Origin of the sequence: Pseudomonas sp. Root329 (assembly GCF_001424925.1) — a bacterium.
Classification (GTDB): domain Bacteria; phylum Pseudomonadota; class Gammaproteobacteria; order Pseudomonadales; family Pseudomonadaceae; genus Aquipseudomonas; species Aquipseudomonas arabinosi.
In genome coordinates, this window is record NZ_LMCV01000001.1 from 323,424 (window position 1) to 335,121 (window position 11,698).

The window sequence follows — 11,698 nt, forward strand, 5'->3', positions numbered from 1 at the left end:
AGCGTCTCGTTAAGGCATCATTTCGAGTGGCACGGGGTACACGTTGTCCCGCGCATCGCTGTCCTTGGCTAAAGCAACCCAGCGGTCGACGTCAGCGTTGTAACGCTGGTAGTGCCGTAGCTTGGTATTGAGCGTGCGGATGAATTTCTCCTGCGCCAGGCCATCCCAGCTCTTCCAGGTTTCTTCGTCCAGGTTCAATACTTCGCTCTGATACGGCAGGTCTTCGAGGTACTCGCCGAGCACACCCATGTCCGCCAGTTTGGCTTTGCTGTTCTGCTTGAGCTGATTCGGGTCGGCGCCCATAGTCGCGGCGACCGAACGCAGGCGATCGAACATTTCCGTCGGCGAAATCAGGCCTTCGTTGGCGGCATCGAGAATCTGCTTCATCACGTCGCTCAAGTCGCTGAGCTGTGACTTGGTCAGCAGCACCCGAACATCGGTGGTCGGGATGTTCTGCTTGATCAGGTCACGGTCGGTGATCCACGCCTTGAACACCGGCGGGGCCTTGCTGTTGGTTTTCTCGCCGAGGTAGGCGAGTTGCATGGCGTGGCCGATCAGCGCCGCGTCTTCGAGCATTTTTTTCTCGGCCGGGTCCTGCTTGGCGTTCGCCGCGCTGCCGATGGCGTCTTCGCCCATGTAGGCGGCTTTCACCTGAGAGGTGATCGCGGCGGCCAGTGCGTCGACCTTGCGCCCGAATTCATGAATATCGCCAGCGTTCACCGGGTAGTACAGCGAGGTGTTGGTGCCCGGGTAGGTCGACAGGTTCTGGTACTGCGCCTCGGCCTTGGCGTGGTCCTTGGCTCCGGCCGGGGTTTTCAAGTGCAGGGTGTAAATTGCCACGCCCGGGTTGGCGGCTTCCATACGCACCTGCGCGGCGCTCAAGCCGGTCTTCGACAGCTTGTCGTCGCCTTCGATGGCGCCCGCGTCGGTGATCAGCACCACGTAGCGCGCGCCGAACTGGCTCCAGTCGACCTTGTCGATGCTGTCCATGACGCCGGCAAAGGCGTCCTCATCAAAGCTGCTGCTCGACACGGTGGCCTGTTTGAGGTCGGCGATCTTGGCGAAAAAGTCGGCGCTGTCTTTCACCTTGGTAGGGTCGGCGTACATCTTGGTGGTGTATTCCAGCCCCGGCACCGCCTGGGTGTTGGAGCGGAAAGCCACGAGACCGAACTTGACCTGCTTGCCGAGGTTCTGCGCTTCGATCCGCTGATAAACCTTGCGGATCGCCTCGCGGGTGCGGTCGATGTAAGGGTCCATCGATATCGTCGAGTCGATGACAAACACCACCGCAGCACTGAATTCTTTCAGTTGGTTGGCGGTTTTGTCCTCGGCTGCCTTGCCGCCGGCAGCGCTGTTCGCAGCACCGCCCTTGGCATTCTTGTCATCCGGTTTACTGACCGACGCGACGTTGAGCAGGCGCGTGCGGAAACCGCTTTCGGTCATGACTTCTTCGCCACTGAGCACCGGCAGCAGGTAGAACTGCTTTTGCAGGTCGACGAAGTATTCAGGTTCTTCAGCCAGTACGCCCGGTGCTTGTTTGCCCTTTTTCAGCGTGGCCCGCAGCGGCGCGACTTTGCTGACCGGGTCCGGCGCATCGAGGATGCCTTCGACGGTGGCGCGGTCCTTGAAGAACAGCAACCGGTCGCGGTTGGCCGGGTTGGTGAAGGCAAGTGTCAGCTGCATCTTCCAGTCGGTGGTGCAGCTGGCAGGCAGCCAGCCAATGGTTTTGCCGTAGCTGTCGGGGCCGACTTTCAGCCATTCGGCGTTTGCCGCTTGAGCGCGTTCGTACACATAGAAACGGCTGAAGACCGGTTGCGCATCGCCTGCTACACCGCCCGCTGTCGGGCTGATCTTGCAGCCCGGCGTGGTCAGCACGCGTTGGAACAGGGTCTTTTTACCGGCCTGGATCAGCGGTTTGTCATCGGCCTGGGACAACGGGCTAATGCACAGCGCCAACAGGGCGGCGCCGCTCAACAGGAATCGACTCAGGGGAGAGCGCATCACTTCTGCAACTCCTCGAAACGCTGCTTGGCTTCGGCGTTGTTCGGGTCCTGGGTGAGGATCGTTTCGTACCAATAGGCGGCGGTGGCGTTGTCCGCGACCGGGAAGCATTCGCTGGCCTTCAGGTATTTAGGGTCGTACTCGCGGGCATAAGCGTTGGCGATCAGCGCGTCACCGGCCTGGGCACGGTTGGCGTACAAGCGCTGGGCGACACCGCAGTGTTTGCCGGCCTTGGCCTGGTTGATGATCTCCAGCAACTTGGCACTGTCGGGCGCAGCCTTGATGCAGGTCTGGACGAAGGTCAATTCGGGCAGGCTGTTCATGCTGTCGAGGGTGCAGGCTTGTGCGTCAGCGCCGGCCGGTGCGCCGGCAGGCGCTGTGGCCACCGGGGCAGGCGCCGGAGTGCGTTTGTAGAACCAGAATCCGCCGCCCGCTGCCAGCAGCAACAACACGACAATCAACAGGCCGATCAGGCCTTTGTTGCTTTTCTTCACCGGTGCGGGAGGCGGCGTGTAGTCGGGCTCGGTGAGCACCGACTCCAATTCTACTTCTGGCTCGGCGGTGGACAGGACCAGTTCAGGCAGCTCCGGGATTTCCGGGATTTCCGGTGCCGGTGCACTCGGCGCCGTCAGTTCGGCGCCACCATACGTCGAGCGCGTCTGGCCGCCGGCCGTGGACGGCAGCACACCAACGCCGGGCCGAACCACGCCTTTGTCTGCATGCCCTTGGCTCTGTTCGCGTAGTTCAATCTGGAATTGCGAGTTGGCGCCGCCTTCCAGCAGCGGGTCGACCACGTCCGGGCCGACCTGAGCTTCCAGGCCTTCGCCGCTGGCCGTGACGTTGAAACGCGAGACCTTGAACCAGAATGGATTGTTGCTCCAGGCCTTGTGGTCCTGGAGGTAAAAACCGTCCTGGTTACGCTGAATGGAAAACTCCAGCTGTTCCTCGCTACCCTGCCATTTCTTCACAGTGAGGCGGGCCTGGCCAGGCACATTGGGCTCTAACGCGAGCAGGTCGACACGAATTGGCATTGCTTATCTCGCTGTGAAGGCTGTGAGCACTTGGCCCAGCCGTTCGTTCTGTTCAGGGGTGATTTCGCGCCCGGCACCATGGCCGGCGTTGTCCTGCGTGATGTAGGCCAGGCCCGAGAGCCAGTCGCCGAGATACCGCTGTGCCTGATTCGCCGGTTGCGCCGGCAGCACGGGCACTTGTCCGGGATTGATGTCGGTGTAGTACGAGAACAGAGGGGCCTTGGCTCCGGCGCGACTGTTCGGACGCTCGCTTACCGGCTTCTGCAGGTAACCGAACCAGGACACGAAATCGCGCAGCACCCGTTGCACTTCCAGGACCTGGCGCTCGACCAGTTGATCGCGTCGCGCGCCGCTTTGTGCGCGCTTGAGCACCGCGTGGCTCAGTTGCCCCGGCAAGTCCTGGCGATAGCCGGCGGTGATCAGTTCGTCGACCACCGCTTCCAGCAAGGCCTTTTCCAGGCCGAGCAGGTTGAGCAGGCTTTGGCGGGTGGTCAGTTCACGCAGGTGCGCGATCCAGGCCTTGAACGCCGCTTTGGCGAAACGGTGCTCGTTGCTTTGCAGTTCGGGCGCCGGGGTGCCGGTGTTGCTGCTGACCGGCGTGTCAGGGCTCGTGTCGTCACCAAAATCGAAATCGAAACCGGCGTCGTTGCCATACAGGCTCTGGCTCGGTGTCGGGGCGACCGGTTCATCGTTCGCGGTCGGCTCGTCATCCGTTTCGTACACGCCACTGAGGTACAGGTCGCGGACCTCTTCGCTCGGCATGTCGAGTTGATCGATCAGCTCGCCGAGCACTGCCGGGCGACGGCCCAGGCCGGTCAGAATCATCTGCGCCTGGGCTTTCTTGGCGGCAGCGGCACCGTCGCCGTCGGCGTGGTACCAGGTACTCAGACCATGAGTGGTCAGGCCTTCGAGGCATTCGCTCAATTGCTCGCGGATGCGCTGCAATTTGAATTCGATATTGGCCACGCCTTTGAAACTGCCGCTGAAGTGGCTGATGCCACCGTCATCGTTGCGCAGCATTTCTTTCCAGGCGTTGGCAGGATCGTGGATGTGTTTGCACACCAGGTCGTTGCCGGCAAAGCTTGTACCCAGGGCGTCGACTCGCTCCTGGTAGCTGGCATTGAGGCCGGTTTCCGCACCGGTCGCGTCTTGCTCGATGAACGCCGCGTCCATGCGTGGTTTGCGCACCAGGAAGGTATTTTGGAACGGCGTGCCGGCCCAGTCGCTCATCCAGCTCAGGCTGCCGAAGCGCTCCAGCATGGTCAGCTTGACCATGCCGTTCCAGCTCTCATCGTACTGATCAGGCGTCAGACTCAGGGAGTTGGTGATGCGCAGGTCGAGCATGGTCAGCGCCCAGATCAGACCGGTGTCGCGCTTGCTGCGAGCGGCCGAGTCGGCGCCTTGGGTCTTTTCGATCCAGCGGGTCAGCACCGGGCCTACGTCGTTGACGTCGCTCTGCTTGGTCGAACCGGTGCAGACCACCAGCGCGTTCATTTCCTGGTTATCGGTGTAGCGTTCGAACAGGTAGGCGACCTTGCCACGCAGGATCAGCTGCGAAACGGAGTTGTCCTTGGTGGCGGATTGCGGGTCGTTGGAATCGGCGATCTCGTGCAGTTTCTTGCGCCCGCGATAACCGGGGAAGTCCAGCAAGTCGACTTGATTGACGATGTCGTCCGCCGGGGCTTCGATCAGGCCGAAGGTCATCTCGGCAGTCAGTGCCGCCAGTTGCGCAACCGGAATGCCCTGACTGTTTTGCAGGCGTCCGTCGACCTGGGGCCGCACGTCGATCGGCAAGTCCAGCGGGCTGCCGAAGCGCTCGAGGATGTCGACGTTCATGATGCTGTCGCGCTGGCTGTAGGTGTCGTTTTCGAAACTCACCAAGGCATGCAGTGGGGCGAACACGGTCTCGGGCAGGCCCAGCTTGTGCAGCGCGCCGGCCAGCTGCTGATACACGCGTGTCAGCTCGCTTTGCTCACCCCACAGGATTGAAAACAGCTCGGCACGTTCCTGGAAATTCAGCCGTGGCGCCAGTTGCAACGCCGTGGGCCAATACAGGTGTTCGAGTTTCTTCACCGAATTGCGGAAGTTGTCCCGCAGGTAATCCCACAGCGACACCAGATCGTCGGCGTTGACGCCCGGTTGCAGCGGCCCGGTTTCCCGACCTTCGAACGGTTTGAGCACGCGCAGGATGCGTTCTTCGTCGATCTCGTAGGAAATGCGTTCAAGGTCGAAATCCTTGAACCAGGAGTTGGCGAGAATCTTCGCCAGCTCGATTTCCTTGAACAGCGTGAGCTCTACCGGAAAGTCATTGTCCTGACTCTCCGTCGCCCGACGGCTGAAGCGCGTCACCAGACCGGTGGCTTCCTTGCCGCCACCTACCGGGTTGATGTGCTTGATGAAGTCCAGGCGCTGGCCACCGAAATCGGTTTCCAGTTTGCCGTTCTGACCGGCCGCGAGGGCTGAAATCAGGTAGGACTTGCCGGCCTGGGACAAGCCGAAAAAGCCGATGGTCATCGGCGTGCAGGCCACGCGACCGAGGCTTTGAGCCAGGTTGCGGGCACGGTGCAGGCGGATGTTCAGGTTGTCGGCTTCGCTGTCCAGGCGCGGCGCGTTGCCGCGCGTCTGGCCAATCCAGTCCAGCGCCTGACCGGCACCTTTATAAACAGCGGCCCAACTGGCAGAGAGCTGAGTTTGATCGGGGGTCAGATCATTCATTTGCGTTTCACACTTCCACTGTCGAGCCAGTACTTGGTCTCGCTCAGGCCGGCGTCGAGCATGGTGTTGAGTTCCAGCTCGAGGTCGCTGCGCGGGTTGAAGTTGACGTTGTTACTGTTGGATTCGATGTCGCGAACCGAGAGGCGGTCGCTGACCAGATCCTGCTTGCGTGTGTACTTGTCCGCCGGTTTGACCTCGAACCGCACCTTGAGCAGCGGCGCGCTGCCGTTTTCACCGATCGCCCGGGAAAACTTCTCCCGACCGGCCTTGGTGAACCGCAAGGTATAAAGCGGCGAGGCGGCCCAGCGGTCGGCGGCCAACTGACGGAAACCGAGGCGCAGATCGCCGCGCATTTCCAGCTGTGGCGTGTCGGCGGCATCGCCAACGCCGATTTCCGGCAGCTTGATTTTGTAGTCTTCGGACTGGATGTCGCGGTACAGCACGTCGGCATCCTTGATCACGTTGTTCAGGTCGATGACGCCGATGTGCTTGACGGTCGAATACGGCTTGAGCGCCGAAGCACGGAAGTAGAAGTTCGGCACGCTGTGGTTGGCGCACAACAGGCAGAGCATGGCGCCCACCGACGCGGTGCTTTTCGGGTCGTCGATCCGGCCGTTCTTGTGGAACGGGTACCAGCCGCCAGTGCGGTAGTTTTGCAGCGCCAGAATGCGCCCCGGTGGCAGCGGCAGCACCTTGCGAATGAACGCCTGGATGCCGGGCAAGCGCGAAGGGCGGCCGGTCAGCAGCAGAACGTCGCACGGGTAATGCGCGACCACTTCACACAGCGCACCGAGAATCTTGGTGATGTTGATCTGGTCGTTGAGGAACGCGGCGTGAAGCTTCTGCAGGTCGAAACTGATCGGCGCGTCATACAGGTCGAAACCGCTCTGACCGCCGACATCGCGGCGCACGGCGGCGTTGACGTAGTCGAGCACGGTCTGGCTGATCGCGTTGTCACCGAGCAATTGGCGGTAGCTTTGCGGGGTGACTTCTTGCGGCACTTGCGGATCGTAATGCTCGTACGCCTTGAGCAGCGCCAGACCTAGCGGTGCGAACACCTGCAGGTTCAGTTGCTGGCGCAGGATCATGTCCTGGGCGCTGACCGATTCATCGCCACACAGGCGTGACATCAGCGAATCCGGGGCTTTCACACCGGCGTTCTGCAAGGCTTTTTCGAAGCTCGGCAGGATGAAGTCCTGAATCACGTCCAGCAGGATGTCATCGCCAGCCACTTTGAAGCCATCGCGAAAACGCTGCTCGGGCACGATGTGCACGTTGCTGCCGCTGCCGGTGTTGCCGGCACGATCGAGGCGATAGTCAGTGATCACCAGGTCCGTGGTACCACCGCCGATGTCGATGGTCGCTAGGGTGATGCGTTCGCGGTCGGTCTTGTCTGGCCGGGCGATGGTGTCGAAAAACTCTTCCGGGTGACCGGCGAAATTCTCGTTGACCTCGGTGTACAGGTAGACCAACTGGCCGCAGGACGCTTCGTCCCATTCCACGCGGATGCTCGGGATCGGCGTACGCGGGCTGACGGCCTGATCCTGATGCGGGTCTTCCTCGCCGGCGTGCCAGCCGAGGCTTTTCCACACCAGGCCGATGGCTTGCAGCATGCGTTCGTTGAGAATGCTGCGCTCGGCCTGCGGCATGCCCGGCGGCACGGTCAGGGTGATGCTGTTGAGCTGGCGCGGCACGCGGGTGTGACCCTGGCGTGAACGCTGGGCCGGGCTGTTGATTTGCGACAGCGCCTGGGCCAGTACTTCAGCGAGCATGAAAGTCATCAGCGAGCTGCGCGAATAACGCGGCATGAACACCGGCAGACGATCATCTTCTTCGAGACTGTAAAGCGCTTCGCCGGTTTCATTGATCAGGTGCGAAAACGGCGCGGCGGTGGCGTACGGCTCGCTGTCGGTCTTGATGTACGAGCAGTTGAAGCGCCAGCCGTGGCCGTAGGCGTTTTCGTCCCACAGATAGCGTTTCGGGCTGGACAGGCCAGTGGACCCTTCGGTGCCGCGACGACGGCTGGCCAGACGGCTGGCCTCATTGCCGACGCGGGCAATCGTCGCCCATTGGAACGCATCGTGCCGGCCGCTCTTGACCGAGCAGTGGTCCTTGCCGAAGTACGCCTGGGCGAATTCCACACGGCTTTCGAACGGCAGGTTGTAAGTGTGTTCGGGGGTGATCAGGTCGCGCAGTTCCAGCACGTAGTTCTGTTTCAACCCGGAACCGGCCTGACCGTGGTTCTCGATCAGGATGCCGCAGGTGCGCGAGTTGCCGACGTCCAGCACCAGGTCCACCGGAATCGGTTTGACCAGGCCATTGCTGTCGTTGGCGACTACTTTCAGCTCAGGGATTTCTACTTTTGCCCGGGCCGTCGATTGCTGGGCGGCGGACGGCTTGCTCAACAGGCTGAGCAAGTTGAGGTAGTGCGCCAGGTGATAGTTGGCGCGGATGTCGGTGTCCAGCTCTGCGCGCGAGCGGTGGGCATTGCCCTCGTTGAACACTTCCAGCAGCCACTCGTTGACCCACGGCTGCGCGAGGAACCAGCGGGTTTCGCTGGCCTTCGTCGCCAGTTTGAAGGACACGCCGGAGCTGATGTCTTCTTCGTTTGGCGCCAGGTAAGCGGTGCCGTCACGCTTGGGCATGACGCGGCTGTCGAAGGCCATCGTCAGTCGGTGGGTGTTGCCGTCGATGTCGGGTGTCGCCAGTTTGACCAGGCGCATGCGCGACCAGTTGGTCGGACCTTCATCGAAGCGGTGCGGCGGCATGAAGCGGAAAAACGGGGTCGGCAGCCAGATACCGTCAAGCAGCTCGAGGCTGCTTTTCATGTCGACGCTGAACGCAGGTTTGGCTTTCTCGACCTTTTCCGGTTCAGGTTCGTAGAAAAAGAAGTCTTTCTCTTCGTTGTACGACAGGCGGCAGATCAGCCCGCTGATCATCGGCGCGAATTCGCCCGCCGGTTCCTTGCGAGGATCCAGGCGCAGGGCGAAATCCATGAACTGGATGCCGGTGTCGCTGACCAGCGTGACGGTGTCTTCGAATTGGGTGACTTCAGGCAACATGTCGGGTTATTCCGTTTTTATTCGGCCACGTGCCGCATGGACATGGGGAATTGTTCTTTTCCGTAACCGCCGGTGCAGTCTGCGACCGTGGTCGCCCCTTTGCGGCAGTTGACCTTGGGCATGTCGTAAGTGCTGCCGTCGGCGCACACGGCCTGACCCTGACTGTCGATGGCCAGGCTGCCACCCTTCATAGTAGCGCTCACCGGCCCGCTGCATTGGGTGCCGTCGGCCTGGTGTACGGTGACTTCGCCCTTACCGTCCTTGAGCTGGTACTCCAGACGCAGGGGTTTGCCGGTCCGGCGATCCTGAATACCGGCACCGGCGCGGAACTGACCGTCGAGGAACTTGGCGGCACCGTCGGCGGCGTCTGGCGGAATGCTCAGGGGAGGGCCGGGTTTTGCGGTGGCGGCGGGTTTTTCTGCCTCGGGCGATGTGATATCCGGTGGCGTGGTTTTGTTTTCGGGTGGCGCGGTTGGTGATTCGGCTGTCGGGTCTGCTGCCGGGTCTTTGGCGGGGTCTTGGGTCACGTCGGCGGGCGCTGCATCAGCCTCGTTGCCCTCGACGGTCGGCGCTTCCACGCCATTCGCTCCGGTCACAGCGGTGCCGGTTCCCGTGGTAGAGCCTACAACGGTGCCCGTCACCGGAACGCCATTCAACGTCGTGACATTGCCAGTCAGTTTCGGCTCTTCCAGTTGTTTTTCCACCGGCACGATGCCCTCAGGCAACAGATCGACCGCCACCAACGGAATCGGAACGCAACCACGCAGACCCAGCAACAGCCACAAAAGCAGCAGCAGGAACGGCAGCAGCAACAGCCACCACCAGCGACGCCACCACGGACGAGCAACCACTGGCACGACGGGCGCAACTACAGGCGCGGCTTCGACCACAGGGGGCAGCGTAAACGCGGGCGGAACCTGATAGAGGCAGTGCAGGGGATCGCGATTGCCGGTACCGGCATGCTCGAAACCCCAAAAGGTCAGCACCGGTTTGCCTTGCACCAGGTACACGAAGTTTTCGTCGGGGAAATGAATCACACGCTTGAGCAGCTTGCCGAACACGGCTTTGTCGCCTTGCTGCTGTTCGCCGGATTCAGTGCCCAGGAAACGCTGGCTCAATTCCTCGAGTGCGGTCTTCAGCGCTTCAAGTTGACGGCGGGCAGGGGCGCGTTCTTCTTCGGTCGCGCTGCTCCACGGGATCACATCGCCGTCGAGGCCGCTGTACCAGTCGATCTGGTTACCGAGTTCATCGCTTTGAGGGATGGCCAGATGATCGACCATTTCGGGGTTCTTGCGGCGAATGGCTTCGCGCAATTGCAGGGCTGCCCGGTAGACCGGTTGACCTGTTTCGCCCAGGGCAGTGAATGACCCGCTCTTACCGCTGCGTAATAGTGCCCCGCGCATTCAAACTCCATATGTTCTGTTGCGCAAAAATGACAGACAAAGATGCCTGTTCTTGCTCCTGCAATTAGCGGGCGACCTTAATGTCATAATGATGTCGCCGTCAATCAGCCGGAGGTCCAAAACCGTATGAGACTAGCGTAAGCGTGCGGAGGTTGCATGGGGTCAATTTAAATTCGCTTGGGATGGCTCGGGTGTACGCTTTTTAAGCTTGCTGAATCGTTTCATCAGCGCTATAAAAAATACACAACTCCAAGAAAGGCTTACCCATGAATCCGCTCAAACTCATCGTTGCCTTTGGCGCGCTGTCCGCTGCTTCCCATGCCATGGCCTGGGATTACGTTCTGCTCGACAGCGACAAAGCTTCCCAAAACTGGCAGATCACCAGCCAACAACTGGGGGTAAAAACCGGCAAACCCTTCTCCGTGACCCTGCGCACCTTGCACGGCGGTCGGCAGGAGGGTGTCAGCATCGTCGACATCGATAACGGCACGATGAAACTCTCGGTGGTGCCGACCCGCGGGATGAACGTCCTGCAGGCGTCGGTCGGTAATGTGCGTATGGGCTGGGATTCGCCGGTCAAGGACGTAGTCAATCCGTCCTTCATCGAACTCAACGGTCGAGGCGGGCTGGGCTGGCTCGAGGGCTTTAACGAACTGGTCGCCCGCTGCGGCTACGAGTGGGTCGGCCACCCAGGCATGGATAACGGTGAACTGCTGACCCTCCATGGCCGTGCCGCCAACATCCCGGCCAGCAAAGTCACGTTGCACATCGATGAAAAAGCGCCTTACGCCATCAGCCTGCGTGGCGAACTGAAAGAGCAGGCGTTCAAGAAAGTCGACTTCTCCGTCGCGACCGAACTGGTCACCGAGCCCGGCAGCGTAACGTTTGCCCTCAACGACACCTTGACCAACAACGGCGATTATCCGAAGGAATACCAAGCGCTGTACCACAGCAACTTCAGCACCCCATTCCTGGAGCAGGGCGCACGCTTTGTTGCACCGGTGAAACAGGTCTCGCCGTTCAATGACAAGGCAAAAGTGGATCTGCCGGACTGGCAAACCTATCGCGCGCCGACCAAGGACTATGACGAGACGGTTTACAACGTCGTGCCTTATGGCGATGCCAAGGGTGACACGTTGACCGTGCTGCATAACAAGGCGGGGAGCCTTGGGGTTTCGGTGGGTTTCAATACTCAGCAGTTGCCGGTGTTTTCCTTGTGGAAAAACACGGACACACAAGGGCAGGGCTATGTCACGGGTCTTGAGCCAGGAACGAGTTTTTCTTACAACCGCCGGTATCAGCGGCCACTGAATCTGGTGCCGACGATTGGAGCTAAAGAACAGAAGGAGTTTCAGATCAGGTACAGCTTGCTCGCTGATAAAGGGGCTGTGGATAAGGCGTTGAAGACGGTGAGTGATATTCAAGGTGGGCGGGAAACTGAGGTTCGGCAGGCGCCGTTGGTGGATCTCACCAAGGAGTAAACCGA

At 60.9% G+C, this 11,698-nt stretch carries 6 protein-coding genes; 1 reads left to right on the forward strand and 5 read right to left on the reverse strand.

Annotated features, from left to right (window positions below):
• Positions 1-9: 9 nt before the first annotated feature.
• Genes ASC74_RS01495 through ASC74_RS01515 form a run of 5 tightly spaced genes read right to left on the reverse strand, consistent with a single transcriptional unit; the run spans position 10 to position 10,212 of the window.
• Positions 10-2,001 (reverse strand): vWA domain-containing protein, encoded by a 1,992-nt coding sequence (locus ASC74_RS01495; RefSeq protein WP_082555743.1) that lies wholly within the window; start codon positions 1,999-2,001, stop codon positions 10-12.
• On the reverse strand, positions 2,001-3,032 hold the full coding sequence (locus tag ASC74_RS01500) for a hypothetical protein (RefSeq protein WP_056738717.1): 1,032 nt from the start codon (positions 3,030-3,032) through the stop codon (positions 2,001-2,003). Before ASC74_RS01500 ends, ASC74_RS01495 begins: the two co-directional genes overlap by 1 nt.
• A 3-nt stretch (positions 3,033-3,035) precedes the next feature.
• Positions 3,036-5,747, reverse strand: coding sequence for a putative virulence factor (locus tag ASC74_RS01505; RefSeq protein ID WP_056738718.1), 2,712 nt, complete (start codon positions 5,745-5,747; stop codon positions 3,036-3,038).
• Entirely contained in the window at positions 5,744-8,809 is a 3,066-nt protein-coding gene (locus ASC74_RS01510; protein WP_056738720.1) for a virulence factor SrfB, read from the reverse strand. The genes ASC74_RS01505 and ASC74_RS01510 overlap by 4 nt, the downstream gene beginning before the upstream one ends.
• Before the next feature lie 17 nt (positions 8,810-8,826).
• Positions 8,827-10,212, reverse strand: coding sequence for an SrfA family protein (locus ASC74_RS01515; protein WP_056738722.1), 1,386 nt, complete (start codon positions 10,210-10,212; stop codon positions 8,827-8,829).
• 266 nt (positions 10,213-10,478) lie between these two features.
• Between ASC74_RS01515 and ASC74_RS01520 the strand changes: the two genes are divergently transcribed.
• Positions 10,479-11,693, forward strand: a complete 1,215-nt coding sequence (locus ASC74_RS01520; protein WP_056738724.1) for an aldose 1-epimerase family protein — start codon at positions 10,479-10,481, stop codon at positions 11,691-11,693.
• The last annotated feature ends 5 nt before the right edge of the window (positions 11,694-11,698 follow it).